The following is a 25,480-nucleotide window of genomic DNA, read 5'->3' on the forward strand; positions in this document are numbered from 1 at the left end:
GTGTTCCGGCCAGGGAATGCCATGACCCGTACGCAGGAGTCCGCCGAGCCGGCCTCGGAGGCCACCAGAGCGCCCGCTCGCCCGGCCGTGCCGGATCGCGTCGCGCGGATACGGCGGCGCCTGGAGCGGCTGATCGGCATCGCGGCGACCGAGGGCAACGCGCTGACCGTCCTGCGCAACGGCGACGAGATCTTCGCCGCCATGCTGGCCGCGATCCACTCCGCCGAGCACACGGTCGACATGATGACCTTCGTCTACTGGAAGGGCGACATCGCCCGCCGGTTCGCCGACGCCCTCGCGGAGCGGGCGCGCGCCGGGCTGCGGGTGCGGCTGCTCCTCGACGGTTTCGGCAGCCGGCTGATCGAGGGCGAGCAGTTGCGGGTGATGGAGCAGGCCGGGGTGCAGGTGACGTGGTTCCGCAAGCCGCTGCACCTGTCGCCCCTCAAGCAGAACCACCGCTGTCACCGCAAGGTCCTCGTCGTCGACGAGGAGACCGCCTTCACCGGCGGGGTGGGCATCGCCGAGGAGTGGTGCGGCGACGCCCGTAACCCCGACGAGTGGCGCGACACCCACGTCGAGGTCCACGGCCCCGCGGTGGACGGGATCGCCGCGGCGTTCGCGCAGAACTGGGCCGAGTGCCACGGAGAACTCTTCGACGACCAGGACCGGTTCATCAGACACCGGTCCCAGGGCGACGCCATCGTGCAGGTGGTGCGCGGCTCGGCCAGCTTCGGCTGGCAGGACATGCAGACCCTGATCCGCGTCATGCTGGAGTCCGCCGAGGAACGCTTCCGGCTGGCCACGGCCTACTTCTCCCCGGACGCGTACTTCATCGAGCTGCTCTGCGCCACCGCGCGGCGCGGGGTCGAGGTGGAGATCGTGCTGCCCGGGCCGCACACCGACAAGCGGGTCTGCCGGCTGGCCGGGCAGCACTACTACGAGGAACTCATCCGCTGCGGCGTGCGGATCTATGAGTACCAGCCGACGATGATGCACGCCAAGGTCATCACCGTCGACGGCGTCGCCGCTCTGATCGGCTCGACCAACTTCAACCGCCGCTCCCTCGATCACGACGAGGAGGTCATGCTCGCCGTCCTGGACCAGGAGTTCACCGCGACGCTGGACGGGCACTTCGACGAGGACGTGCGGGCCAGCGAGCTGATCCGGGAGGGCCGGTGGAAGAGACGTTCCCTCCTCCAGCGCGCCAGTGAGCTGAGCGTCCGGCCCATCCGCCGGTTCCTGTGAGGCCTGCGCCCGGTTCCTGTGAGGCCTACGCCCCGGCCCGCTGGAAGACGCGCGTGCCCACCGTGACGGAGAGCAGCACGAAGGCGAGCGCCATCAGGACGCCGTACAGCATGGTCGTGCTCGCGTAGTCGCCCACGTATCCGGCCCGCACCGCGTCGACGAGGTAGCGGAACGGCATGAAGTGCGACAGGACGTCCAGCCAGGTGGGCGCGAGCGCCATCGGCAGCATTAGGCCGGAGAGCAGCATCGAGGGCATGCTGACGGCGTTCACCGCGGGCCCGAACTCGTGCGCCTTGGAGACCTTCATGGCGAGCGCGTACGACAGTGAGGCGAGCCCGGCGGTCAGCACCGCCACGAACGCGAAGCCGATGAGGATGCCGCCGAGCGGCGCCCTGAGCCCCATCACCAGCGCGGCGAGCACCAGCAGCACCGCCTGGAAGACGAAGAGCGCGGCGTCGCGCAGGACCCGGCCGAGCAGCAGCGCGAGGCGGCTGACGGGGGTCACCCGCAGCCGCTCCACCACCCCGAACTGCTTCTCGATGATGAGCGCGAAGCCGCTGAACGTCGCCCCGAACAGGCCGAGTTGGAGCAGCAGGCCCGGCACGAGCACCTGCCAGGAGTCGCCCTTGGAGCCGAGCGGCAGGTCGGTGAGGAGCGGCCCGAAGAACAGCAGGTAGAGCAGGGGCGTCAGGACGCCGAAGAGGATCTGGAACTTGGAGCGCAGGGTCTGCCGGGCGTACCGCCCGAAGATGAGCGCGGTGTCGGAGAGCAGTGCGGGCATCGGTGGGGTCCTGGGGTGTCAGACGGCGACGGGGGCCGTGTCGTTGGGCGCGGGGGCGCGCCCGGTGATGGCGAGGAAGGTGTCCTGGAGTGAGGCGTCGATCGAGCCGCCGTACCGGAGCTTGAGCGCGCTCGGCGTGCCCTCGGCGACCACCACGCCCTTGTCGACGACGACCAGGCGGTCGGAGAGCGCGTCGGCCTCGTCCAGGTAGTGCGTGGTGAGGAAGACCGTGGTGCCGTACTCGTCGCGCAGCTTGCGCACCAGCTTCCACAGGTCGGCGCGGCTGCCCGGGTCGAGCCCCGTGGTCGGCTCGTCCAGGAAGAGCACCTCGGGCCGGTGCGTGAGCCCGAGGGCGATGTCCAGGCGCCGCCGCTGGCCGCCGGAGAGCGCGGCGCAGGGGCGCTCCATCAGCTCCGTCAGGCCGAGGTCGCGCGCCAGCTCGTCGGCGCGGGCGATGGCCTCGCCCTTCGTCAGGCGGTAGAGGCGGCCCTGGGTGATCAGCTCCTCGCGTACGGAGATGCTCAGGTCGACGCCGCCGGACTGGGCGACATAGCCGATCTTGCGCCGGACGCCCGCCGGGTCCTTGGCCAGGTCGCAGCCCGCGACGGTGGCGGCGCCCCCGGTGGGCGGGAGCAGCGTGGTCAGCATGCGCAGCGTGGTGGTCTTGCCCGCGCCGTTCGGCCCGAGGAAGCCGAGGATCTCGCCCGGCCGGACGGTCAGGTCGATGCCGCGCACGGCATGAACGGGCCCGGTGCTGCTCCGGAAGGTCCGGGTGAGCCCGGCGGTGCTGATGATTGCCATGACGACCACAAAAACAGAGTCCATGAAATTTTGCAATCGCACCAAGTTTTCAGGGGGTGCAAAATTTCATGGTGACCAGTGAGGCCTACGATGAGGTCATGACCGAGGGGCTCAGGGAGCGCAAGAAGCGCCAGACCAAGCAGCGGATCTCCGACATCGCGACGGGGCTCTTCCTGGAGCGCGGCTTCGTCACGGTGACCATCGCGGACATCGCCGACGCGGCGGACGTCTCCGTCAACACGGTCTACAACTACTTCCCGGCCAAGGAGGACCTCTTCCTCGACCGGGGCGCGGACGCCGTCGACCGGCTCTCCCGCCACGTACGCGGCCGCCGCGAGGGCGAGTCCGCGGCCGACGCCGTCCTGCGCGAGCTGCGCACGGACGTCGAGAGCGCCTCACCGGCCGTCGGGCTCTTCCCCGGCTGGGCCGACTTCATGAAGGTCATCACCGACGCGCCGCCGCTGCGCTCCCGGCTCTGGGCGATCCAGCAGGAGGCCCTGGACACCCTCACCAGGACCCTCGCCGAGGAGACGGGCGCCGCCGGCGGCGACCCGCTGCCCGCGCTCGTCGCGGGGCAGCTCTCCTGGCTCCACAGCACGCTCATGAGCTGGATCGGCGACGAGATGGCCAAGTCCCGGGAGGTCGCCGAGGTCTCCCGCGAGGCCCTCGGCCTGCTCGACGAGATGGAGTCCCTCCTCGGCGAACGGGTCCTCAACTACGCGGTGCGCGCCACCGGGTGAGGCGTATGCGCCACCGGGTGACGCGTATCAGTGTGATGTCCGTCAGTTGAGACGTGACGCGCATCTCTTCGCCGCCACAGGCGCCCTCACGGCCGCTAATGTCCGCTGCAGAGGCATACGTAAACAGCGTGTAAGCCAAGCGTGATAAGCGGTAGGGGAGTCGGAACAGTGGCACGGAAGCTCGCCGTCATCGGAGCCGGACTCATGGGGTCCGGTATCGCTCAGGTCTCCGCCCAGGCGGGCTGGGACGTCGTCCTGCGCGACGTCACCGACGAGGCCCTGACCCGTGGCACCGACGGCATCAAGGCGTCGTACGACAAGTTCGTGAGCAAGGGCAAGCTCGCGGCCGAGGACGCCGAGGCCGCGCTCGGGCGCATCGCCACGACCACCGACATGGACGCCGTCGCCGACGCCGACATCGTCGTCGAGGCCGTCTTCGAGAAGCTGGAGGTCAAGCACGAGATCTTCCGCACGCTCGACAAGCTCGTGCGCGACGACGCCGTGCTCGCCTCCAACACCTCCGCCATCCCGATCACCAAGATCGCGGCCGTGACGCAGCGTCCGGAGCGGGTCGTGGGCGCCCACTTCTTCTCGCCGGTCCCGATGATGCAGCTGTGCGAACTGGTGCGCGGCTACAAGACCAGTGACGACACGCTCGCCCGCACCAGGGAGTTCGCCGAGTCCGTCGGCAAGACCTGCATCGTCGTCAACCGCGACGTCGCCGGCTTCGTGACGACTCGTCTGATCTCCGCGCTCGTCGTCGAGGCCGCCAAGCTCTACGAGTCGGGCGTCGCCACCGCCGAGGACATCGACATCGCCTGCAAGCTCGGCTTCGGCCACGCCATGGGCCCGCTCGCGACCGCCGACCTCACCGGCGTCGACATCCTGCTCCACGCCACCAGCAACATCTACACCGAGTCCCAGGACGAGAAGTTCGCGCCGCCGGAGCTGATGCGCCGGATGGTTGACGCCGGTGACATCGGCCGCAAGAGCGGGCAGGGCTTCTACAAGCACTGAGCGGGTACTGACGTACGCCGTCTGACGCCTCGTCCGACGATTCGTCACCTCCTGGGTCACCCCTCGGAGTGAATTCGGTATCGGTTCGCTTACAGACGGCAACTTCCTCGCCCACGCGGCAGTCAGTTGCAGTGACATACGCAGACGCCTTACGGATCAGACGTCACAGCAGACGCAGTCGCAGCAGACACAGCACTCTTGGGGAGCGCATATGCACATCAGGGGCGACCAGGCCCAGCTGGTCGTCGGGGGGCGCCTCGACGTACGTAGCGCGGCGGACGCCCGAACGGTCCTGCACTCGGCCGTCGACGACGGAGCCGGCGACCTGGTGCTCGACCTTTCCGAACTCGACTCGTGGGACGCCACGGGACTCGGCGTCATCATGGGCGCGCACCGCCGCGCCGGGCGGTGCGGACGCCGGCTCGTCCTGCGCCATGTGCCGCCACAGATGCAGCGCCTCCTCGTCGCGACGAGACTGCACCGCATCCTCGCCATCGAGGGCGGCATCGGTGTCGAATCGCTCCCCAGAGCCTGAACGGCACCTCACGCACAATCCTCACGAGACTGTGACGTCTCGGGCGGGACGGCACCCCGCCCTCCCGTAGATACTGGGCGAAGGTCTAGGGTTCGGTCGCCCACCGACCAGACGCACCCGCACGGGGGCACCGGACCAGAAGCGACAGCGCAGTGTGCACGCAGGCCGGAGGGGGCTGTGCACACGACGCATCTGGGGGGCTGGGACCATGGACCCGATGAACCGGGGACCCGAAGAGTACGGCCACGACCACGGTGGCGACGATCACGAAGGCTCGGCGCGGCCGCAGCGCCCGCGTGATCCGCTGACGCCCGACTTCGGGCAGCCCGCGCCCGCCCTCGCCCGCACCGTCCAGCTCGTCTCGGGCGACTTCCTGCTCACCGTCAATCCCGTCGACGGCAGCGAGATAGAGCCCTGCCCGCCCGGCGAGCGCCCCGAACGGCCCGCCAAGCGCACCGCCGCCGACCGCGCCGAGCTGCGCCGCGCCGCGATGCCGCCCGTGCCGCCGGGCCCCGCGCTGCCCAGGCTGCCGCTCCTGGAGCGCCAGGAGGAGCGTGAACGGCTCGTACGGCTCCTCGCGCGCGGCCGCTCGGTACGGCTCACCGGACCCGCCGGATCGGGCCGCACAGCGCTTCTCAACGCCGTCGCCGACGACTGCGCGGAGCTCGCGCCCGACGGCGTCATCCGGCTCTGCGGCTACCGCAAGACGCCCGGCGAACTGCTCCACGACCTCTGCGCCGCCGTCTACGACGCGCCCCACTACCGCCCCGAGCGCGCCCTGCTGCTCGAACTCGTCCACGACATCGGCGCCGTCGTCGTCCTCGACGACCTGGAGTTCGGCGGAGCGGGCCTCGACGAACTGCTCGACGCCACACCCGAGTGCGCCTTCCTCCTCGCCACGACGCCCGACGTCGCCGCCCCGTCCGCCGACGCCCACCTCGAAGAGGTCTCCCTCGGCGGCCTCGGCCGCGGCGGCGGCCTGGAGCTCCTTGAGCGCGTCGTGGGCCGCGTCCTGGACGACGAGGAGGCCAACTGGGCGGGCGACCTCTGGTTCGAGTCCGAGGGCCTGCCGCTGCGCTTCGTCCAGGCGGGCGCCCTGCTCCGCCAGCGCGACCAGCTCCTCGCCGACCCGCACGCCTTCGAGGAGTACGGCTACTTCGCCGACACCCCCGTCGACGCGCCCTTCGACACCGACGCCGACGCGGCCCCCGAGATCCCGCTGCCCTCCCTCGCCGACGGAGCCGCGCCCGCGACCCTGCTCGCCGCCCGGCTCAGCCCGTCCGCCCGCGCCACCCTGAAGTTCGCCGTCGCGCTCGGCGGCGAGCTGCCGCACCAGGCCCATCTGCCCGCCCTGGTGGGCGAGACCCACGCCGACGCGGCCCTCGCCGAACTGGTCGGCTGCGCCCTGGTCACCCCCGTCGGCGCCCGCTACCGCCTCGCCGCGGGAGTGCGCACGCAACTGGAGAGCGCCGGATACGCCGACGACGCCGCCGAGCACGCCAGGACCGCCGCCCGGCACTACGCCTGGTGGGCCGGGCACCCCTCGGTCACCCCGGAGCGGGTCGCCGCGGAGGCGGACGCCGTACAGGCCGCCCTCGCCGCCCTGGTCGCCCCGGAGAGCGGCGCCGCGGTGCTGCTCGCCCGCACGGCCGCGCCCGCCTTCGCCGGCGGGCTGCACTGGGGCGCCTGGGAACGCGCCCTGCGCTCGGGCCAGGAGGCGGCACGCAACGCGGGAGAGGTCGCCGAAGAGGCGTACTTCCACCATGAGTTGGGGATCCTCGCACTCTGCGGCGGACAGCTCGACCGGGCCCGCGCCGAGCTGGAGGCCTCCATAGGGCTGCGCGGCGCCCTCGCCGACAAGCGCGGCACGATCTCCGGGCGCAGGGCCCTCGCCCTGGTCGCCGACCGCTCGGGCGCCGCGGTCCCGGGTGGGCGCACGGCGGCGGGCGAGGAGGTCCCCGACGCCCGTCACGAGGAATCGGCGTCGCCGCCCGGAGGCGTCCCGGCCGCCCTCACGCTCCCCGTACCGCCGCCCGCCGAGCCGGACACCCTGGTCACCAGCCGGGTCACGCCCGCCGTGGGCGCGCGCTCCGCGCCGAGCCGCCGCTCCCTCATCAGCGGCACCCGGCGCAACCTCGTCGCCGCGGGCGCCGGAGCCCTGCTCGCCGCCGTCCTCGGCACGGTCGTCACGCTCGGCGCCACGTCCGACGACGACCGCCCCGAGGGCGACCGGGTCAAGACGGAGCAGTCGGCGCGCGAGGACCGCGACGGCGGCGGCCTGAGCGCCGACGAGCCGGGAGAGGGCGCCACGAGCCGCCCCGGCGGCCCCGGCGATGACGGTGTCGTCGGCACCGCGGACGACCCGAAGCCGCCCGCGAGCGGCGGACCCTCGGGCGGGCCGGGCGAGAGCGGGAAGCCGTCGGGCGAGCCCACCGGCACCCCCTCGGGCAAGCCCACCGACAAGCCCACGGACAAGCCGACCGGCAAACCGACGGACAAGCCGACCGACAAACCCACGGACAAGCCCACCGACAAGCCGACCGACAAACCGACGGACCCGCCCACCACGGACGAGCCGACGGACCCGCCGACGACCGACGACCCGCCGCCGAGCGACGACCCGCCCACGTCGCCCGACACCTCGCCCGACACGTCGCCCGGCACCTCGGACTCGGCGAGCGCGTCGTAACAGCACAGTCCTCACGCCACAAGGGGCCGGGTCCACCCGGACCCGGCCCCTCACCCGCGTGTGATGTCTCTCAGAACAGCCGCAGCTTGTCGTCCTCGATGCCGCGCAGCGCGTTGTAGTCGAGGACGGTGCAGCCGATGCCGCGGTCCGTGGCGAGGACGCGGGCCTGCGGCTTGATCTCCTGGGCGGCGAAGATGCCCCTGACGGGCGCCAGGTGCGGGTCGCGGTTCAACAGCTCCAGATAGCGGGTCAGTTGCTCGACACCGTCGATCTCGCCGCGCCGCTTGATCTCCACGGCGACCGTCTGCCCGTCGGCGTCCCGACAGAGGATGTCGACCGGGCCGATCGCCGTCATGTACTCGCGGCGGATGAGCGAATATCCCTCACCGAGTGTCTCGATACGGTCGGCGAGCAGCTCCTGAAGGTGTGCTTCCACGCCGTCCTTGATGAGGCCGGGGTCGACGCCCAGTTCGTGCGAGGAGTCGTGCAGGACCTCCTCCATCGTGATGATGAGCTTCTCGCCCGCCTTGTTCACGACGGTCCACACACCGGCGTCGTCCCCTGATCCCTCCTTCAACGTGCAGGGCGGGGACATCCAGTTGAGGGGCTTGTAGGCCCTGTCGTCCGCGTGGATCGAGACGCTGCCGTCCGCCTTCACGAGGATCAGGCGGGGCGCCGACGGGAGATGGGCGGTGAGCCGGCCCGCGTAGTCCACGGAGCATCGGGCAATGACGAGACGCATGGGGCGCAACGCTACTCGACCGGGGGCGGTGCACGCGATTCGCCCACCCGGGGCCCCTCGGCGCTCCGGGCGTCGCACGACTTGTCCGGCGATGGACACGTTCGATCCTGGCCGGTTATGCGCCCAATCTCCTGGTGCGGTCACCGCCCGTTGCCTACCGTAGAAGCAGGAGGTCGTCATCCGTGCACGCTGCGTATGCGGACTCCTTCCCTGTCCGTAAGCCCTCGCTTCGCGGGGGTCCGAGAGGAGTACCCATGTCGCTCGACGTCTCACCGGCACTGTTGGAACAGGCCGAGCGAGGCGAGGTGGACGAAGCAGCATTCGTCGACTGCGTCCGGACCTCCCTGCCTTACGCATGGGAGATGATCAGCTCCTTGGTGGCCCAGCTGAAGGTCGACGGCGGAGAGTTCGCCGACAACCAGACGCCGCCGCCGGACGAGCAGGCACGTGGACAGCTGCTGCGCGCGCTCGCGAGTGACGCGATTCGCGGCGCCCTGCAACGGCACTTCGGAGTGCGTCTGGCGTTCCAGAACTGCCACCGTGTGGCGGTCTTCCCGCTGGATCCTTCGGTGGACGACCGGTTGAGCCGCTTCACCTCGATCCGGGGCCAGCTGCTCAACCAGTCCCCTGAACTACGGGACTGCTGAGCCCCGCTGCCGCTCCGTACGCGGGAGGTGTGTCAGTCCGGAGCGGCAGCTCCCGTCTCAGCCCCAAGTGGTGAGCACCGGCGCTCAGCGCAGCTGGGGCAGGACTTCCGCCCCGAGCCTGCGCACGTTCTCCTCCGTGGCCGCGAGATCGCCCGAGCCCTCGACGAGCAGTGCGAAGCGCGTGATGCCGGTGCGCTCCGAGGTGGCGGCGAGGCGGTCGGCGCACACCTGCGGGGTGCCGACGGGGTGCAGCCCGCAGAGCAGTTCGGTGTAGGCCACCGGGTCGCGCATGGCGCGGCTGCGCCCGTCGACCGTCACATGGGCCTCCAGGCCCTGCCTGAGCCAGCCCGGCATCGCCTTCTGTAACGTCTCGGCCGCCTCCGCGCGCCGGTCCGCGATCTGCACCACTCCGGCCGAGACGTGCGACGCCGTGGCGATTTCCTCCGGCGTATGCCCGGCGGCACGTGCGTGGCGGTCCCACAAGGCCACCATTTCGGCCTTCTCGTCGTCGCCCACATGCATGCCGAGCAGCATCGGCAGGCCCCGGTGCGCGGCGAGCCGCACGCTCGACGGGGAGGTGCAGGCGAGGACCACCTCGGGGCCGCTGTCGCCCCGGCCCGCGAGGGCTTCCCGCGGGCCGCACAGAGCCTCCTGCGGGCGCGGTACGACGGCGACCTCACGGAAGTTGAACCGCTCGCCCGCACTTTCCACCCGGGGCTCGCTCAACCACCTGAGCAGCAGGTCGAGGGAGTCGGGGAAGCCCTTCTCGTACGCCTCCAGGCCCGCTCCGAAGACCTCCAGGTCCACCCAGGGGCCGCCCCGGCCGACGCCGAGCGAGAACCGGCCTCCGGAGGTGATGTGGAGCAGGGCCGCCTGCTCGCCGAGCGCGACCGGGTGGACGGTCGGCAGCACGCTCACGGCCGTACCGACCCGGATCCGCCGGGTCCGTCCGAGGAGCAGTGCCGCGAGGGTCACCGCCGAGGGACATGTGCCGTACGGCACGAAGTGGTGCTCACCGAGCCAGACCGAGTCCAGGCCCGCCTCCTCGGCCACCTCGGCGGAGCGCACCGCGCGGTGCAGCGCTTCCCCCTGCCCCTGTCCGGGGAACTGGGCGGCCAGAACAAAACTACCTACACGCATCGAACTCCTGCCTCCTTGGCGCCGACGCAGGCACTCCCCCCACGGGCAACAACGCGTGACACGTGCCAAAGGCACGGCCTGGCATGAAGATTGTTGGATTTTCCGCGCAATGCGGGGGACCTGCGGGAATCCGTGCGGGGCGGGTACCCCTCGGCACGGCGCGTAGGCTGGTCACCCCCCTGACCGTCGTACAGCCCGTGAGGTGTTCTGTGTCCCCGCGTCGCAACCGCCCCAAGGGCGCCGGAGAGCCGAGGCCGTCCGCGGACGCGGAACCGTCGGGCCGCTACGGCGGATTCCAGAACGCCGAGAGCTGGCGGGGCGAGCAGTGGAGCGTACGCCATGTCGCGGGCGCGGGCTCGGCGGGCAAGCGCTACCGCTGCCCCGGCTGCGACCAGGAGATCCCCTCGGCGCTCCCGCACGTGGTGGCCTGGCCGGAGCACTCGGGGGTGGACGAGCGCAGGCACTGGCACAAGGCGTGCTGGAACGCGAAGGACCGCCGCACCACGCGGGTGCAGCGGTCCCGTAACGCGCCGAGGTATTAGCCCACCTGCTATACGTCGCGCTTCTCCAGGAGCGCGAAGGCGCCGCCGAGCGCGAGCACCGTCAGGACGATGAGCGCGACCAGCTGGGACGTGCCGCCCGGGCTGTCCATGCCCTCCGCGCCGAAGATCTTCGCGAGCGAGTTGATGGCGTTGTAGTCCGACATCTTCTCGCCGAGCGTCTGCGTGCTCTCCCAGATCGACAGGAACGCGGGCAGGATCGCCGGCACCAGGACCAGGCCGAGCATCGCGGTGATGGCGCCCGCGGAGTGCCGCAGCATGGAGCCCACGGCCAGCGCGAGCACACCGAGCAGCGAGACGTACAGACCGCCCTTGAGGACCGTGCCCGCCCAGGGGAGGTCGCCGGCCTCGGCGCCGCCGTTCATCGAGGAGGTCACGAGGCCCACCAGGAGGATGGAGCCCGCGGAGACGACGAAGGCCGTGACGAAGAAGACCACGACCTTCGCGGCCAGCACGCGGTAGCGCTGCGGGGAGGCCGTGAACGTCGTACGGATCATGCCCGTGCCGTACTCCGACGAGGTCACGAGGACGCCGAGCGTGATCAGGCAGATCTGGCCCAGTATCAGGCCGAAGAAGGCGGGGATCGTGAACGGCACGTCCGCGTAGTCACCGGGCTCGGTGTTCGCGGCGGCGAGCAGGCCGATGCCGATGACCAGGGCGAGGAAGATGCCCAGGGTCCACATCGTCGAGCGGACCGACTTGATCTTCGTCCACTCGGAGGCGAGGGCGTTGCCGAGGTGGGTCTTCTTGACCGGGATCGGCGAGGTGTAGGCGTTGGCCATCGCCTGCTGCCAGGCGGACGGCGGCGCCGGGGCGGCGGGCGGGGGAGCCATCGGGGCGCCCTGCGGGGCCGGGGCGCCGGCCGGGGCGTACATCTGCTGGGGCTGCTGCGCCTGCGGCTGCTGCTGCGGAGTCGGAGGCGTGGTCATCGTGCATCCTCGTTGTCGGTGGCGCGCTTGGTCATGTCGGCGGGGGGAGCGGCTGGGGCCGCCGGCTGCTGCGGGGGCGCAGCGGCGTACGGGTTGGCCGCACCGGGCCCGCCCTGCGGCTGGGGCATCGCGAAGGGCTGACCGCCCTGCTGGGGCGGCGGCGGGGCGTACCAGCAGGGCTGGCCCTGGCCGGGCACCGGCGGCTGCGCCTGGCCCTGTGGGGGCATGCCGGGGGGCATCTCCTGCTGGAAGCCCGCGCGCTGGTCGACCGTGGAGCGGTAGTCGACGGCGCCCTGCGTCATCCGCATGTACGCCTCCTCCAGCGAGGCCTGGTGCGGGGACAGCTCCCACAGGCGGACGTCGGCGCTGTGCGCCAGGTCGCTGATGCGGGGCAGCGGCAGACCGGTCACGCGCAGCGCGCCGTCCACCTCGGGCAGGACCTGGCCGCCCGCCTCGGTCAGCGCGGCCGTCAGCTTCTCGCGCTGCTGGGGTTCGGTCTCCGGCGTACGCACCCGCGCGAAGTCGGCGGAGTTGTGCGAGATGAAGTCCTTGACGCTCATGTCGGCGAGCAGCTGGCCGCGGCCGATCACGATCAGGTGCTCGGCGGTGAGCGCCATCTCGCTCATCAGGTGGGAGGAGACGAAGACCGTGCGCCCCTCGGCCGCGAGCGACTTCATGAGATTGCGGACCCAGAGGATGCCCTCGGGGTCGAGGCCGTTGACCGGCTCGTCGAAGAGGAGCACCTGGGGGTCGCCGAGGAGCGCCGCCGCGATGCCGAGGCGCTGGCCCATGCCGAGCGAGAAACCCTTGGAGCGCTTCTTCGCCACGTCCTGGAGACCGACGACGCCGAGCACCTCGTCGACCCGGCGGGCCGGGATGCCGGAGAGCTGCGCGAGGCAGAGCAGGTGGTTGCGGGCGTGCCGGCCGCCGTGCACGGCCTTGGCGTCGAGCAGCGCGCCGACCTGGCGGGGGGCGTTGGGGAGCTTGCGGTACGGGTAACCGCCGATCGTCACCTGCCCCGTGGTGGGTGTGTCGAGCCCGAGGATCATGCGCATCGTCGTCGACTTGCCGGAGCCGTTGGGCCCGAGGAAGCCGGTGACGGTACCGGGCCGCACCTGGAAGGAAAGGTTGTACACGGCTGTCTTGGCGCCATAGCGCTTCGTCAGGCCGACTGCCTCGATCATTCTCCGCACCCATCGAATGGTTCAGGACGTCGGGGCACACGCCCCCGTAAGGGTTAGGAGGATAACGGGGAGCTGACGGTTCCGGCCAAGAGCGATTAAAGGCTCCGGCGGGGCCGGGGACACTCTCCAGCGCGCTGAGCCCGGAGAGCCCCGCGCCCCCCACTGCCCTGCCCCGGTCGGGGCGATCGCCGTCCTGCGGCTGTGTGCGCCTGGCTCTGTCCCGTCGCTTCGCGACGGATGTCTCCCACCCACCCACCCGTTCGCCCGGCACCGCGTCGGCCCCGTCCCGGTCGAGGCGATCGCCGTCCTGCGGCTGTGTTCGTCTGGCCCTGTCCCGCCGCTTCGCGCCGGATGCCTCCCACCCGCCCGTTCGCCCGGCGCCGAGGCCCCCAGGTCGTGACGGATTCGGTGCGGGGTGAACGGGTGGGTGGGTGGGGAAATATCCGCCGCGAAGCGGCGGGACAGGGAAGCCAGCACCAGCCGGCAGGTGAGTGAGGTCCCTGGGCCGGGGCCTCGCCCCTAGGGAACCAGCCGTCACCCGGCCGGTGAGCGCCCCTGCCTGGCCCGGCTCCGCGCCACAGGCGAGCCCCCAGGTCTACAGGGAAGCCCGCCGCCTCCCGGCACGTGGCGCACCCCGGGCCCGCCCCCGGCGCCCCCAAGGGCGCCTACGCGTCGCGTCTCTTCAGGAGTGCGTAGCCGCCCAGCAGGGCCACCAGCACCCACGCCACCATGATCCCCAGGCCACCCCACGGCCCGTACGGGGTGTCGTCGGCGAAGGGAGTCTTGACCTGCATGATCTTGCTTCCGGCCTGGTCGGGCAGGAAGCGGCCGATCTTCTTCGTGGCCGAGACGTTGCCGAGGATGCTGGAGATCAGGAAGAAGAACGGCATCAGGATGCCCAGCGACAGCATCGGGCTGCGCAGCATCGCCGCCACGCCCATCGAGAACATCGCGATGAGCGTCATGTAGAGCCCGCCGCCGATGACCGCCCGCAGTACACCGGGGTCACCGATCTGCGCCCGGTAGGGCCCGAGCATCGCCTGCCCCACGAAGAACGCGAGGAAGCTGGTGGCGAGGCCCACGGCGAAGGCGAGCAGGGTGGCCACGAGCACCTTGCTGAAGAGGAAGACGCCTCGCTGCGGGACCGCCGCCAGCGAGGTGCGGATCATCCCGGTGCTGTACTCGTTGGAGACGACGAGCACCCCGAAGACGATCATCGCGAGCTGGCCGAGCGACATCCCCGCGAAGCTGATGAAGGTCGCGTCGAAGGCCAGCCTGTCCCGGGCGTCCAGATTGTCGTGGTCGTTCCTGGACAGGATGCTGATCAGCGTGCCGAGCGCGACCGTGACGACCACGGCGAGACCGAGCGTCCACACGGTCGAGGAGACCGACCGGATCTTCGTCCACTCCGACTTCAGTACCTGCGTGGCTGCCATCGCTCAGGCCCCCTTCCGTCGCTGCTGCCAGCCCTCGCCCCACCCGGGCGCCCGCTCCGGCGGGCTCACCCCCGCGTGGCCCGAGTGCGCGTGGTCCGAGTGCGCGTGGTACTCGACCGACTCCGCGGTGAGCCGCATGAACGCCTCTTCCAGGGAGGCCTGCTGAGGACTCAGTTCATGGAGTACGAGCCCGTGCCTCGCGGCGAGTTCACCGAGCTGTGCCGCGGCCGTGCCGTCCACTTCGAGCGTGCCGTCGCCCGCCGCGAGTGCGGTGACGCCCTCCTGGTGCAGCACGTCGAGGAGCCGTTCGCGCTCCGGGGAGCGCAGTCGTACGTACGAACGTGAGTTCTGCCGGATGAAGTCGGACATCGAGGTGTCCGCGAGGAGACGGCCCTGGCCGATGACGACGAGGTGGTCGGCGGTGAGCGCCATCTCGCTCATCAGATGGGAGGAGACGAAGACCGTACGCCCTTGTGAGGCAAGGGACTTCATCAGATTCCTGATCCAGTGGATGCCCTCGGGGTCGAGGCCGTTGACCGGTTCGTCGAACATCAGGATCTCGGGGTCACCGAGCAGCGCGCCCGCGATGCCCAGGCGCTGGCCCATGCCGAGCGAGAACCCCTTGGCCTTCTTCTTGGCGACGGCGGTCAGCCCCACGGTGTCCAGGACCTCCCGGACGCGCCCGCGCGGGATGCCGTTGCTCTGGGCGAGGCAGAGCAGGTGGTTGAAGGCGCTGCGCCCGCCGTGCATGGCCTTGGCGTCGAGGAGCGCGCCGATGTACTTGAGGGGGTCCTTCAGCTGGGAGTAGTGCTTGCCGTCGATGCGGACGTCACCCGCTGACGGGTTGTCGAGCCCGAGCATCATGCGCATGGTGGTGGACTTCCCCGCGCCGTTCGGGCCGAGGAAGCCGGTGACGATGCCGGGGTGGACGGTGAAGGTCAGGTTGTTGACGGCCACCTTCTCGCCGTACCGCTTGGTCAGCCCCGAGAGCTCGATCATGCGGCAACGCTAAAACGGCTCAAAGCCCCCTGCCACTGGAGCGGCAGGGGGCTCGGGGAGCGCGGGCTCAGCGCGTCTGCTGAGCCGGCACGCCTCGGGAGACCGGCTCGTCGTCGGCGGGCGTCCCGGCGGCGGCGACGGCCGCACCCGTGAGCGTCGCCAGCATCTCGCGCACATTGGTGAGCTGCGCGTTGATGGAGTCACGGCGGTTGGTGAGCGCGGCGAGCTCCCGCTCGGATTCCGAGCGGATCCGGTCGGCCTTGGCGTTCGCGTCCGCGACGATGTCCTCGGCCTGACGCTGCGCGGTCTCGACGGTCTGACGGGCGCGACGCTCCGCGTCCGTGCGCAGCTTCTCCGCCTCGAGACGCAGCTGCTCCGCACGGTGCTCGATCTCCGCGAGGCGCTTCTCCGCCTTGGCCTGACGGGAAGCCAGATCACGCTCGGACTGCTCACGCCGCTTGGCGAGGTTCGTCTCGAAGTCGGCGGCGGCCTGCGCGGCCTTGGCGCGCGTCTCCTCGAAGAGGGCGTCCGCCTCCTCACGCTTGGACTGCGCGTCCTTCTGGGCCTCGGCACGCAGCGCGTTCGCCTCGCCCTTGGCCTTCTCGACGATCCGGACGCCCTCGTCCTCGGCCTTCGCCTTGCGCTCGGAGGCGAACGACTCGGCGTCGTTGCGCACCTGCTGGGCGGCGGACTCGGCCAGCTCGCGGTGCTGCTCGGCCGCGCGACGGGCCTCCTCGCGCAGGTCCTTCGCCTCCTCCTCGGCGAGGCGGAGGATCTTCTCGACGCGGGCACCGAGACCGGCGTACGACGGCTCGGCGTCGGCGACCTGGGCCTGGGCGTTCTGCGTTTCGAGGTGCAGCTCCTCGATGCGCTTTTCCAGAGCAGTGATACGGGCGAGAGCGCTGTCACGGTCGGAGACGAGCTTGGAGATACGTTCGTCCACCTGAGCGCGGTCGTACCCACGCCGCACAAGCTCGAAGCCGTAGGGGGAAGTGTCGCTCATGGGGTTCCTGTCGAATGAGACCGGTGAGGTGATAGAGGGAATCCTAGGGGTCAAGGCGGCGTGTCATCGAGCAGATGCCCGTTTGATCTGGAGAATGACACCCCTTTTGAGTGGCAAGACGTCAGAGTGCTTGCCAGGGACAGGGCCGAAGGTCCTCTACAGCACGGTAACCCCTCTTTGGCTAGCCCTCTGACGTCTTGCCACCCGAACGGGTAGATCCGGCCGAAGCCCCCGCCTTGACGCCACCCGATCCTGAACCGCTGTTCGACGACGACTTCGCACCGCCCGTCGGGGCCTCGAAAGACTCCAACGCCTCCAGCACGTCCTGGACACGGGAGATCTCCACGTTGATGTCCTCGCGGCGCCGCACCAGGACCTCCAGCTCGCGCTTGCCCTCCTCGACCGTGCGCGTCGCCTCGGCCTCCGCGTCGGCCTTGATCCGCTCGGCCTCGGCGACCAGCGTGGCCTTCTTGGTCTCGGCCTCCTTCAGCAGCGCCTCGGCCTTCTTCACGGCGGCGATACGGACCTTGCCCGCCTCGGAGTTGGCGTCCGAGACCAGCTCCTTCGCCTTCGCCTGCGCCTCGGCCAACTGCTCCTCGGCGGCCTTCACCAGTGCGTCGCAGCGCTCGCCCGCGGACTTCATCGCCTCGGCCGACTCACGGCGCGCACGGGCGTGCAGCTCCTCGATCTCGGCGGTCAGCCGGTCGCGCTGCTCCTCGGAGCGCTCCCTTATGGCGGTCGCGTCGCGCCGGGCGCCGATCAGCAGCTCGTCCGCGTCCGTACGGGCCTTCTCCACCAGGGTGTTGCCCTCGACCGTCGCCTCGGCGACGAGGCGCTCGGCCTCCTTGCGGGCCGCGCCGACCATCGTGTCGGCCTGCGCCTCGGCGTCCGTGGTCGCCTTCAGCGCCTTCTGCTGGGCGTCCGACGTCAGCTTCTCGGCCTCGGCCGCGGCCTTGGTGATGAGCGTGTCGACCTGCTCGGCGGCTTCCTGACGGCGCTTGTTGGCGGCCTGGCGGGCCTCGTCCAGGGTGCGCTCGGCCTCCTCGCGCGCCTGGGACGTGAGCCGCTCGGCCTCCCGCGCCGCGTCCGCCTTGAGCCGCTCGGCCTCGGAGCGGATCCGCTCGGCGTGCTGCTGGGCGGAGTTGACCGCCTCGGCGGCCTCGGCGCGCAGCCGCTCCGCGTCACCGGAGGCGTCCGAGATGAGCTTCTCGGCCTTGGCCACGGACTCCGCGCGGACCCGTTCGGCCTCCGCGGCCGCCTCGGCCCTGAGCCGCTCGGCCTCCGTGGTCGACTCGACGCGCAGCCGCTCGGCCTCCGCCCTGCTCTCGGTCTTGACCCGCTCCGCCTCCGTGGTCGACTCGACACGCAGGCGCTCCGCCTCCGCCGTGGACTCGGACTTGAGGCGCTCGGCCTCCGCGATCGTCTCGTTCTGCAGCCGCTCGGCCTCGCTGCGGGCCTCGCCGATCAGGGTGTCGGCCTGACCCGCCGCGTCGCTGCGGATGCGGTTGGCGTCCTCGCGGGCGTCGGCCCGGGTGCGGGCGGCGTCCTGCTCGGCCTGCGCGATGGTGTCGGATGCCTCCGTGCGCACCCGCTGGGCGTGCTCGGACGCGTCCGAACGCATCCGCTCGGCCTCCGCGATGGCGTCCGAGACCGTGCGCTCCGCGAGGGCCTTGGCGGCCTCGGAGGCCTCCGTCGCCTCGCGGCGCGTGCGGCTCGCGTCCTCCGCGGCGCGCTCCCGCTCGGCGTGGGCGTCGGCGCGCAGCCGGTCGGCCTCCTCCTGCGCCTCCGTCCTCGTGCGCTCGGCGGCGTGCTCGGCGGCCGAGCGCAGGCCCGCGACCTCTTCCTGCGCCGCCTCGTGCAGGCCGGCGACGGAGTCCCGTACGGACTGGGCGGTCTGTTCGGCGGCCGAGACCATCTCGGTCGCGCGGCGGTCGGCCTCCTCGACGAGGCGGACCGCCTCGGCCTGCGCCTCTTCGACGCGCTTGCGGGCCGATGCGAGCAGTTCCTCGCTCTGCTCGCGGGCCCGCTCGCGCTCCTGGTCGGCCTCCGCGCGCGCGGAACCCAGGGTCTCCTCGGCCTCGCGGCGGCGGCGGGCCGCCTCCTCCTGGGCGGCGGCCAGCTCCTCGGCGGCCTCCTGGCCGACCCGCTCGGCCGCGGCGGCGGCCTCCGCGCGCACCCGGTCGGCGGACTCCTGCGCCTCGGTCTTGAGCCGCTCGGCCTCGGCCGCGGCCTCCGAACGCAGCCGCACGGCGAGGGCCTCGCCCTCCGCGCGGGCCTGCGAGGCGTCGGCGGCCGCCTCGTCGCGCAGCCGCTCGGCCTCCGTCTCGGCCTGCGCCTGGAGGGTGCGGATCCGCTCGGCGGACTCCGCGCGCAGCCGGTCGGTCTCGTCCGTGGCCTCCTTGCGCATGCGCGCGGCTTCCGAACGGGCCTCGGTCAGCGCCTGCTCGGCGGCGGCCAGGCGCTCCTCGGCCTCGGTGTGCAGCCGCGTCAGCTCCTCGGCGGCCTCGGCCTGCCGTGCCGCTATGGCCCGCTCGGTCTCCTCGCGCAGCGCCCGCGCGGCCTCCTCGGCCTCGGCCTTGGTGCCCTCGGCCTCCTCGGCGGCCTCCTCGCGGTGCCGCTCGGCCTCCGCGCGGGTGCGCTCCAGGGTCTCCTCGGCCTGCGTACGCAGCGTGGTGGCGCGCTCCAGCGCGTCGGAGCGCAGCCGCTCGCTCTCGGCGGTCGCGGCCGTGCGCAGCTCCTCGGCGTCGGCCTTGGCCTTGGCGAGCAGCTCCTCGGCGGACTTGGCCGCCTCCTCGATCTCCTTGACGGCCTCGCGCCGCGCCTCGCCCCGGATGCGCTCGCCCTCGGAGACGGCATCGGCCCGCAGCTGCTCGGCCTCGCCGCGCAGCCTGCGCGCCTCCTCCTGGAGCTCGACGGTCTTGGCGCGGTACTCCTTGGTGTCGTCCTTCGCCGCGCCCTTCAGCTCCTCGGCGATGTCGTGCGCCTGGGCGCGCAGCCGGTCCGCCTCCGCCTCGGCCTCGGAGCGGATCCGCTCGGCCTCGTCGGTGGCGGCCTTCGTGGTCTCCTTGGCGTTCTTCGAGGCCTTGTCCAGGACCTCCTCGGCCGTCCGCGCGGCCTTCGCGAGCTGGCTCGCGGTCTCCTCGGCGGTGATCGTGCGCGCCTTCTCGGCGGCGTCCGCGATCAGCTTCTCGGCCTGCGCGCGAGCGTCGGCGATCAGCTGCTCGGCCTCGGACTTGGCGGACTCGGCCTCCTTGGTGGCCTCGCCGACGAGCCGGGCGACCTGCTCCTTGGCGGTGCGCGTGCGCTGCTCGCCCGCGGCCTCGGCGGCCGCGAGCTGCTTGCCCGCGCTCTCCTTGGCCTCGGCGAGCACCTTCTCGGCCTCGGCGCGCGCCTCGCGCAGCGCCGCGTCGGCCTCGGCGATGCGCTGCTCGGCCGCGCGGCTCGCCTCGGCGGCCTGGCGGCGGGCCTGCTCGGACTCGGTCGCCGTGGTGGAGCGCAGCTGCTCGGCGTGGTCGGTGGCCTCCTGGGCCTGCGTGGAGGCGGCGTTCAGGAGGCGCTCGGCGTCCGAGCGGGCGCGGCGCAAGATGGCCTCGGCCTCGGCGCGGGCGGCCTCGGCGTCGCTCGCCAGGCGCCGGCGGGCCTGCTCGGCGACGCGCTCGGCCTCGGCGCGGGCGGCGGCCAGGGACTGCTCGGCCTCGGCGCGCGACTCGTCCAGGAGGCGGCGGGCCTGCTGCTCGGTGCGGGCCCGCAGCTGCTCGGCCCAGGCCACGTTCTCGTTGACGTGGGACTCGACGGTCTGCCGGCGCTCGGCAAGCTCCTGGTCGAGCTGCTGGCGGCGCGCGACGGCCTCGGCGTGCAGCTCGGCCTGGAGCCTGGCCTGCTGCTCGGCGTGCTCCTGGAGGATGCGCTGCGTCTGCGCACGGGCGTCGCGCAGCTCGCGCTCGGCGTCCGCGCGCAGCTGCTCGGCCTGGATCTGCGCGTTGCGCAGCAGCTGCTCGGCCTGGTAGCCGATGTCCGCGCTGTCGTAGGCAGGGCGGTTCGCGAGGTTGCGGCGCGCCTCGTGCAGCTTGGCGCGCAACACCTCTACCTGGTAGCCGAGGTCCTCGGCGTGCTGGACGGCTTTCTCCCGCTCGGTCTTCAGCCGGTCCATCTCGGCCTCGAACCGCGAAAGACTGTCGGTCTCAGCCCGCGAGTTCTCTTGGCGTTCGTAGCCCCGCACTGCGCGGTCCCATCCGTCCCCTGGTCGCAAGTCTCTCCAACGAGCCCCGTCCATCCGCCGAACGTGGCCCCCGGGGGAATGGTGTCAGATCAACGGCGGAGCATCAGTCGCTGCCCCGACCCTCGTCCCCCGAAACCCGGACCCCGGCACGCGGCCGCCCAGGTTTCGGGCAGCCTGCCGCCCCGACTTCGGACGGCCAGTCACTAACCCTACCGGCCCAGATATACGGAGGTCAGTGCTCCGGTGTCTCGGAGGGCGCCGAAGTGACGAGTTCGGTGAGGACCCCGTGGCAGTCCTTGGGGTGCAGGAACGTGATGCGGGACCCCATGGAACCGATCCGCGGCTCCTCGTACAGAACGCGTACGCCCTTGTCCTTGATGGCCGCGGCGTCGCCGTCCACGTCCGCGGTGCCGAAGGCGATGTGGTGCACGCCCTCACCGTTCTTGGCCAGCCATTTGCCGACCGCGGAGTCCTCGCGGGTGGGTTCGAGGAGCTGGAGGTAGGAGGCGCCCCCGTCACTGGTCTCGTTGATCTTGAGCATGGCCTCGCGCACGCCCTGCTCCTCGTTGACTTCGGTGTGGAAGACCGTGAATCCGTACGTCTCCCGGTAGAACTCGACGGTCTTGTCGAGGTCGAAACAGGCGATCCCGATGTGGTCGATTCGCGTCAGCATGCTCCAAGTGCAGCGCTTCCCGCGGTGATTACGCAACGTGCGCGCGATCACACTCGTCGCCCGATGACGTGCGAGGTACCGCTCAGTACATTCAGATAAACCCTCGTTAACTTCTCCTCCCAAGGGGCCGTGGCACATGTCTCGAACGTCCGGTACCACCTCAGTGATCGTCGCGGGCGCCCGCACGCCCATGGGTCGCCTGCTCGGCTCCCTGAAGTCCTTCTCGGGTGCGGACCTGGGCGGCTTCGCGATCAAGGCCGCGCTCGACCGGGCCGGCATCGGAGGCGACCAGGTCCAGTACGTGATCATGGGCCAGGTGCTCCAGGCCGGGGCAGGGCAGATCCCGGCGCGCCAGGCCGCCGTCAAGGCGGGCATCCCCATGAACGTCCCCGCGCTCACCGTCAACAAGGTCTGCCTCTCGGGCCTCGACGCGATCGCGCTCGCCGACCAGCTGATCCGCGCGGGCGAGTTCGACATCGTCGTCGCGGGCGGCCAGGAGTCGATGACCAACGCCCCGCACCTGCTCCCCAAGTCGCGCGAGGGCCACAAGTACGGCGCGATCGAGATGCTCGACTCGATGGCGTACGACGGCCTGACCGACTCCTTCGAGGGCGTCGCGATGGGAGAGTCGACCGAGAAGCACAACAGCCGCCTCGGCATCGGCCGCGCCGAGCAGGACGAGATCGCCGCGCTCTCGCACCAGCGGGCCGCCGCCGCGCAGAAGAACGGCCTGTTCGAGGCCGAGATCACGCCGATCGAGATCCCGCAGCGCAAGGGCGACCCGGTCCTCTTCGCCAAGGACGAGGGCATCCGCGCCGAGACCACCGCCGAGTCCCTCGGCAAGCTGCGCCCCGCCTTCGCCAAGGACGGCACGATCACCGCGGGCACGTCCTCGCAGATCTCCGATGGCGCCGCGGCGGTCGTCGTCATGTCCAAGGCCAAGGCCGAGGAGCTGGGCCTGCAGTGGATCGCGGAGATCGGCGCGCACGGCAATGTGGCGGGCCCCGACAACTCCCTCCAGTCGCAGCCGTCCAACGCCATCCGGCACGCCCTGAAGAAGGACGGCCTGGACGTCTCGGACCTGGACCTCATCGAGATCAACGAGGCCTTCGCCGCCGTCGCGGTGCAGTCAATGAAGGACCTCGGGGTGTCCTCGGAAAAGGTGAACGTCAACGGCGGCGCCATCGCGCTGGGTCACCCGATCGGGATGTCCGGCGCGCGTGTCGTGCTGCACCTCGCCCTGGAGCTGAAGCGGCGCGGCGGCGGTGTGGGCGCGGCGGCGCTGTGCGGTGGCGGTGGCCAGGGCGACGCGCTGATCCTCAAGGTGGCGAAGGGCTGAGCCCCGGGTTCCGCTTGCCCGTGGTGTGCCGTACGTAGTGAACGGAGCTGTTTCATGCAGGACGTCCCCTCCCTGGTGGCGCAGGCCCGCGAAGGCAGGCCGCGGGCCGTGGCCCGGCTGATCTCACTGGTCGAGGGGGCGTCGCCGCAGCTGCGCGAAGTGATGGCGGCGCTCGCTCCCCTGGCGGGGCACGCGTATGTGGTGGGGATCACCGGATCGCCGGGCGTCGGCAAGTCCACGTCGACGTCCGCGCTGGTCAGCGCCTATCGGCGGGCCGGGAAGCGGGTCGGCGTACTCGCCGTGGACCCCTCATCGCCCTTCTCCGGGGGCGCGCTCCTCGGCGACCGGGTGCGGATGTCGGACCACGCGTCCGACCCCGGCGTCTACATCCGCTCCATGGCGACCCGCGGCCACCTCGGCGGGCTCGCGTGGGCCGCCCCGCAGGCGATCCGCGTCCTGGACGCGGCGGGCTGCGACGTCGTACTGGTGGAGACCGTCGGCGTGGGGCAGTCCGAGGTCGACATCGCCTCGCAGGCGGACACCTCGGTGGTCCTGCTCGCGCCGGGCATGGGCGACGGGATCCAGGCGGCCAAGGCCGGAATCCTGGAGATCGGTGATGTGTACGTGGTCAACAAGGCGGACCGCGACGGCGCGGACGCCACCGCGCGGGAGCTGAACCACATGCTCGGCCTCGGCGAGTCCCGTGGTCCCGGGGACTGGCGGCCGCCCATCGTGAAGACGGTCGCGGCGCGGGGCGAGGGCATCGACGAGGTCGTCGAGGCCCTGGAGAAGCACCGGGCGTGGATGGAGGAGCGGGGGGTCCTCGCCGAGCGGCGGGTCTCCCGTGCCTCCCGTGAGGTCGAGACCATCGCGGTCACCGCGCTGCGGGAGCGGGTCGGCTCCCTCCACGGGGACCGGCGGCTCTCCGCGCTGGCGGAGCGGATCGTGGCCGGGGAGCTTGACCCGTACGCGGCCGCCGACGAGTTGGTCGCGGGCGTCACCGCTGGGGACCTGTGACTCCTGGGGGCCTGTGACCACTGGGTGACCTGTGACCACTGGGTGATCTGTGATCGCTGGGTGACCTGTGCGCGCGTCGCGCAGGCGGGCGGGTGCGCTTTTCAGTTCCGGAAGAGCCGCCAGAACGCCAGGGCGGTCTCCTCGGCCGGAGCGGGAGCGTCGTCGTCGACCCAGGTGGCGATCACGCCGATCAGCGCGCCCGCCAGATACGCGGCGTGCACCTCGGCCGGCACGTCGTCGAACCCGGCGGGGCGCCGCTGCTCCTGGAACGAGGCGACGAGTTCGGCGGTCAGCCGTTCCCGCATGCGCGCGGCGAAGAGCGCGCTTCCCTGCGTGCCCAGCATCCGTCGATACAGGGCCGCGCTCTCGGCGATGTGCTGGAACAGCTCGTACAACGGCTGTGGCGCGTCGTCCCGGGGCGCCTCGCGAGGGCACAGCGCCGCCGCGCGCGCCACATGCGCCACCGTCTCCTCCAGGGCGTCGGTGACCAGCGCGTTCACATCGGGGAAGTGCTGATAGAGCGTGGCCCGGTTCACCCCGGCGTGCTTGGCGACCTCCGACATGGTGATCGAGGCGGGGTCCTTGGCCGCGACCAGCTCCAAGATCGCTGTACGCAGCCGGGCCCGACTGCGCTGGGCGCGAGGGTCGTCCAGGTTCATGCCGCCACACTAGCCGACACTTGTCGCTTTACTAACCGACAGGTGTCGGTTAGCTTTCCGGTCATGCGAATCGAGATCTGGGCAGACGTGGTCTGCGCATGGGCGTTCATCGGCAAGCGCCGCCTGGAGAAGGCGCTGGCGACTCCGGGGCTCGCCGACGCCGGGGCCGAGGTGGTCTGGCGCCCCTTCAGGATCGACCCGGCCACGCCGGACCGGGCGATCCCCCTGGAGGAGGCCTGGCGCGACCCGCTGGTCGACGCGGCCCTGCGGCAGTGCGCGCCCGGCCTGACACCGGCGGAGAACCGGGTCCGCATCTCCCGGATCGCGGCCGAGGAGGGGCTGGGGCCGCCGTGGGGAGCGGCCTGGCGGGCCGGCAGCCATGACGCCCACCGGCTCCTCCACCTGGCCCTGGAGCACGGCGGCGGCGCGTTGCAGAACGAGGTGGCCGAGCAGGTGATGAGGGCGTACTTCATCGACGGCGACGACATCAGCGACCGTCGATGCCTCGGGGCCGTTGCCCTTCGGGCGGGATTCGTCGAGGGGGCGGGGCTGTTGGACGCTGGTGCTGGTGCTGGTGCTGGTGCTGGTGATCGGGGGGTGCGGGAGAACCTTTTGATCGGCAAAGCGCGGGGCATCGCGACCTCGCCGACGATCGTGGTCGGCGACCGGGCGCTGGCCGGTGCCCAGGCGCCCGAGGTGATCGCGGACTTCCTCGCGGGCTGCCTCGCCGATGGAGGTCCGGGCCGGGAGGTGCCCGCCGAGGTCCGGCGGCTGCGCTGGGCCGAGTCCCTGCTGGACCAGCACGACCCGCTCGGCGCGCTCACCCTGCTGAGGCCCCTGCTCGACGAGCACGGCGAGGACGTGAACGTCCGTCGGCTCGCGGCCCGCGGCTACTTCCACTCCGCCCAGCTGACGCGCGCCCACGATGTGCTGGAGCAACTGATCGTCGACGCGCCGGACGACTCCTACGCGCGACTGATGCTCGGCCGCACCCTCCAGCGCCTGGGCAGGGAGAAGCAGGCCGCGCCGCACCTGAGGGTGGCCGCCGCCATGACGCCGGAGTTCGCCTGACAGCGCCGAGAGGGCGGCATCCGGAGACGCCGCCCTCGGGGGGAGAACTGGGGG

At 71.7% G+C, this 25,480-nt stretch carries 22 protein-coding genes; 10 read left to right on the forward strand and 12 right to left on the reverse strand.

Annotation, left to right across the window (positions count from 1 at the left end):
* Window positions 1-21: 21 nt before the first annotated feature.
* Entirely contained in the window at window positions 22-1,245 is a 1,224-nt protein-coding gene (locus DMA15_RS25760; protein ID WP_125515132.1) for a phospholipase D-like domain-containing protein, read from the forward strand.
* A 25-nt stretch (window positions 1,246-1,270) separates the two neighbouring features.
* Here DMA15_RS25760 and DMA15_RS25765 read toward each other — a convergent pair whose 3' ends face one another.
* A complete protein-coding gene (locus DMA15_RS25765) occupies window positions 1,271-2,026 on the reverse strand; it encodes an ABC transporter permease (RefSeq protein ID WP_125515133.1) in 756 nt (251 codons plus the stop codon).
* 18 nt (window positions 2,027-2,044) lie between these two features.
* The gene (locus DMA15_RS25770; RefSeq protein ID WP_125515134.1) at window positions 2,045-2,827 is read right to left on the reverse strand and encodes an ATP-binding cassette domain-containing protein; all 783 of its coding nucleotides are present in this window, start codon (window positions 2,825-2,827) and stop codon (window positions 2,045-2,047) included.
* Window positions 2,828-2,925: 98 nt separating this feature from the next.
* Here DMA15_RS25770 and DMA15_RS25775 point away from each other — a divergent pair, with 98 nt between their 5' ends.
* The 4 genes from DMA15_RS25775 to DMA15_RS25790 all read left to right on the forward strand — a co-directional run bounded on the left by DMA15_RS25775 (window position 2,926) and on the right by DMA15_RS25790 (window position 7,808).
* On the forward strand, window positions 2,926-3,567 hold the full coding sequence (locus DMA15_RS25775) for a TetR/AcrR family transcriptional regulator (RefSeq protein WP_125515135.1): 642 nt from the start codon (window positions 2,926-2,928) through the stop codon (window positions 3,565-3,567).
* A 168-nt stretch (window positions 3,568-3,735) separates the two neighbouring features.
* Window positions 3,736-4,584 (forward strand): 3-hydroxyacyl-CoA dehydrogenase family protein, encoded by an 849-nt coding sequence (locus tag DMA15_RS25780; RefSeq protein ID WP_125515136.1) that lies wholly within the window; start codon window positions 3,736-3,738, stop codon window positions 4,582-4,584.
* Between the two features lie 211 nt (window positions 4,585-4,795).
* Complete coding sequence (locus tag DMA15_RS25785) at window positions 4,796-5,119, forward strand: STAS domain-containing protein (protein ID WP_030792181.1); 324 nt, start codon at window positions 4,796-4,798, stop codon at window positions 5,117-5,119.
* A 208-nt stretch (window positions 5,120-5,327) separates the two neighbouring features.
* Entirely contained in the window at window positions 5,328-7,808 is a 2,481-nt protein-coding gene (locus tag DMA15_RS25790) for an ATP-binding protein (RefSeq protein WP_125515137.1), read from the forward strand.
* A 70-nt stretch (window positions 7,809-7,878) separates the two neighbouring features.
* Here the strand turns inward: DMA15_RS25790 and nucS are convergent, their stop codons facing one another.
* A complete protein-coding gene (gene nucS / locus DMA15_RS25795; protein ID WP_125515138.1) occupies window positions 7,879-8,550 on the reverse strand; it encodes an endonuclease NucS in 672 nt (223 codons plus the stop codon).
* A 254-nt stretch (window positions 8,551-8,804) separates the two neighbouring features.
* Here nucS and DMA15_RS25800 point away from each other — a divergent pair, with 254 nt between their 5' ends.
* Window positions 8,805-9,197, forward strand: coding sequence for an SCO5389 family protein (locus DMA15_RS25800; RefSeq protein ID WP_125515139.1), 393 nt, complete (start codon window positions 8,805-8,807; stop codon window positions 9,195-9,197).
* A gap of 84 nt (window positions 9,198-9,281) precedes the next feature.
* Here the strand turns inward: DMA15_RS25800 and DMA15_RS25805 are convergent, their stop codons facing one another.
* The gene (locus DMA15_RS25805) at window positions 9,282-10,337 is read right to left on the reverse strand and encodes an LLM class flavin-dependent oxidoreductase (RefSeq protein ID WP_125515140.1); all 1,056 of its coding nucleotides are present in this window, start codon (window positions 10,335-10,337) and stop codon (window positions 9,282-9,284) included.
* 209 nt (window positions 10,338-10,546) lie between these two features.
* Between DMA15_RS25805 and DMA15_RS25810 the strand changes: the two genes are divergently transcribed.
* Entirely contained in the window at window positions 10,547-10,879 is a 333-nt protein-coding gene (locus DMA15_RS25810; RefSeq protein WP_125515141.1) for an ATP/GTP-binding protein, read from the forward strand.
* Between the two features lie 8 nt (window positions 10,880-10,887).
* On the opposite strand, the gene DMA15_RS25815 is transcribed toward DMA15_RS25810, so the two are convergent.
* The 7 genes from DMA15_RS25815 to mce all read right to left on the reverse strand — a co-directional run bounded on the left by DMA15_RS25815 (window position 10,888) and on the right by mce (window position 21,340).
* Window positions 10,888-11,679: an ABC transporter permease gene (locus DMA15_RS25815; protein WP_125518004.1), complete on the reverse strand. Its 792-nt coding sequence runs from the start codon at window positions 11,677-11,679 to the stop codon at window positions 10,888-10,890.
* A 143-nt stretch (window positions 11,680-11,822) separates the two neighbouring features.
* Window positions 11,823-13,010 (reverse strand): ABC transporter ATP-binding protein, encoded by a 1,188-nt coding sequence (locus DMA15_RS25820; RefSeq protein WP_125515142.1) that lies wholly within the window; start codon window positions 13,008-13,010, stop codon window positions 11,823-11,825.
* Window positions 13,011-13,675: 665 nt separating this feature from the next.
* Window positions 13,676-14,446: an ABC transporter permease gene (locus DMA15_RS25825; RefSeq protein WP_125515143.1), complete on the reverse strand. Its 771-nt coding sequence runs from the start codon at window positions 14,444-14,446 to the stop codon at window positions 13,676-13,678.
* A 3-nt stretch (window positions 14,447-14,449) separates the two neighbouring features.
* Complete coding sequence (locus DMA15_RS25830) at window positions 14,450-15,445, reverse strand: ABC transporter ATP-binding protein (RefSeq protein ID WP_125515144.1); 996 nt, start codon at window positions 15,443-15,445, stop codon at window positions 14,450-14,452.
* Between the two features lie 67 nt (window positions 15,446-15,512).
* Complete coding sequence (locus DMA15_RS25835; protein ID WP_030789382.1) at window positions 15,513-16,448, reverse strand: cellulose-binding protein; 936 nt, start codon at window positions 16,446-16,448, stop codon at window positions 15,513-15,515.
* A gap of 181 nt (window positions 16,449-16,629) precedes the next feature.
* Window positions 16,630-20,667, reverse strand: a complete 4,038-nt coding sequence (gene scy / locus DMA15_RS25840; RefSeq protein ID WP_125515145.1) for a polarized growth protein Scy — start codon at window positions 20,665-20,667, stop codon at window positions 16,630-16,632.
* A gap of 232 nt (window positions 20,668-20,899) precedes the next feature.
* The gene (gene mce / locus DMA15_RS25845) at window positions 20,900-21,340 is read right to left on the reverse strand and encodes a methylmalonyl-CoA epimerase (RefSeq protein ID WP_125515146.1); all 441 of its coding nucleotides are present in this window, start codon (window positions 21,338-21,340) and stop codon (window positions 20,900-20,902) included.
* A gap of 136 nt (window positions 21,341-21,476) precedes the next feature.
* Between mce and DMA15_RS25850 the strand changes: the two genes are divergently transcribed.
* Together DMA15_RS25850 and meaB are read left to right on the forward strand one after the other, a co-directional pair.
* A complete protein-coding gene (locus DMA15_RS25850) occupies window positions 21,477-22,679 on the forward strand; it encodes an acetyl-CoA C-acetyltransferase (protein ID WP_125515147.1) in 1,203 nt (400 codons plus the stop codon).
* Between the two features lie 54 nt (window positions 22,680-22,733).
* Window positions 22,734-23,696 (forward strand): methylmalonyl Co-A mutase-associated GTPase MeaB, encoded by a 963-nt coding sequence (gene meaB / locus DMA15_RS25855; protein WP_125515148.1) that lies wholly within the window; start codon window positions 22,734-22,736, stop codon window positions 23,694-23,696.
* Between the two features lie 101 nt (window positions 23,697-23,797).
* On the opposite strand, the gene DMA15_RS25860 is transcribed toward meaB, so the two are convergent.
* Window positions 23,798-24,355: a TetR/AcrR family transcriptional regulator gene (locus DMA15_RS25860; RefSeq protein WP_125515149.1), complete on the reverse strand. Its 558-nt coding sequence runs from the start codon at window positions 24,353-24,355 to the stop codon at window positions 23,798-23,800.
* A 63-nt stretch (window positions 24,356-24,418) separates the two neighbouring features.
* On the opposite strand from DMA15_RS25860, the gene DMA15_RS25865 reads away from it, so the two are divergent.
* Window positions 24,419-25,426 (forward strand): DsbA family protein, encoded by a 1,008-nt coding sequence (locus DMA15_RS25865; RefSeq protein ID WP_125515150.1) that lies wholly within the window; start codon window positions 24,419-24,421, stop codon window positions 25,424-25,426.
* Window positions 25,427-25,480: the final 54 nt, after the last annotated feature.

This window comes from Streptomyces sp. WAC 01529 (assembly GCF_003945545.1).
Lineage (GTDB): Bacteria > Actinomycetota > Actinomycetes > Streptomycetales > Streptomycetaceae > Streptomyces > Streptomyces anatolicus.

Coding starts and splice junctions, on each gene's coding strand:
- DMA15_RS25760 (WP_125515132.1), top strand. CDS start 22: ATGACCCGTACGCAGGAGTCCGCCGAGCCGGCCTCGGAGGCCACCAGA.
- DMA15_RS25765 (WP_125515133.1), bottom strand. CDS start 2,026: ATGCCCGCACTGCTCTCCGACACCGCGCTCATCTTCGGGCGGTACGCC.
- DMA15_RS25770 (WP_125515134.1), bottom strand. CDS start 2,827: ATGGCAATCATCAGCACCGCCGGGCTCACCCGGACCTTCCGGAGCAGC.
- DMA15_RS25775 (WP_125515135.1), top strand. CDS start 2,926: ATGACCGAGGGGCTCAGGGAGCGCAAGAAGCGCCAGACCAAGCAGCGG.
- DMA15_RS25785 (WP_030792181.1), top strand. CDS start 4,796: ATGCACATCAGGGGCGACCAGGCCCAGCTGGTCGTCGGGGGGCGCCTC.
- DMA15_RS25790 (WP_125515137.1), top strand. CDS start 5,328: ATGGACCCGATGAACCGGGGACCCGAAGAGTACGGCCACGACCACGGT.
- nucS (WP_125515138.1), bottom strand. CDS start 8,550: ATGCGTCTCGTCATTGCCCGATGCTCCGTGGACTACGCGGGCCGGCTC.
- DMA15_RS25800 (WP_125515139.1), top strand. CDS start 8,805: ATGTCGCTCGACGTCTCACCGGCACTGTTGGAACAGGCCGAGCGAGGC.
- DMA15_RS25805 (WP_125515140.1), bottom strand. CDS start 10,337: ATGCGTGTAGGTAGTTTTGTTCTGGCCGCCCAGTTCCCCGGACAGGGG.
- DMA15_RS25815 (WP_125518004.1), bottom strand. CDS start 11,679: ATGGCCAACGCCTACACCTCGCCGATCCCGGTCAAGAAGACCCACCTC.
- DMA15_RS25820 (WP_125515142.1), bottom strand. CDS start 13,010: ATGATCGAGGCAGTCGGCCTGACGAAGCGCTATGGCGCCAAGACAGCC.
- DMA15_RS25825 (WP_125515143.1), bottom strand. CDS start 14,446: ATGGCAGCCACGCAGGTACTGAAGTCGGAGTGGACGAAGATCCGGTCG.
- DMA15_RS25830 (WP_125515144.1), bottom strand. CDS start 15,445: ATGATCGAGCTCTCGGGGCTGACCAAGCGGTACGGCGAGAAGGTGGCC.
- DMA15_RS25835 (WP_030789382.1), bottom strand. CDS start 16,448: ATGAGCGACACTTCCCCCTACGGCTTCGAGCTTGTGCGGCGTGGGTAC.
- mce (WP_125515146.1), bottom strand. CDS start 21,340: ATGCTGACGCGAATCGACCACATCGGGATCGCCTGTTTCGACCTCGAC.
- DMA15_RS25850 (WP_125515147.1), top strand. CDS start 21,477: ATGTCTCGAACGTCCGGTACCACCTCAGTGATCGTCGCGGGCGCCCGC.
- meaB (WP_125515148.1), top strand. CDS start 22,734: ATGCAGGACGTCCCCTCCCTGGTGGCGCAGGCCCGCGAAGGCAGGCCG.
- DMA15_RS25860 (WP_125515149.1), bottom strand. CDS start 24,355: ATGAACCTGGACGACCCTCGCGCCCAGCGCAGTCGGGCCCGGCTGCGT.
- DMA15_RS25865 (WP_125515150.1), top strand. CDS start 24,419: ATGCGAATCGAGATCTGGGCAGACGTGGTCTGCGCATGGGCGTTCATC.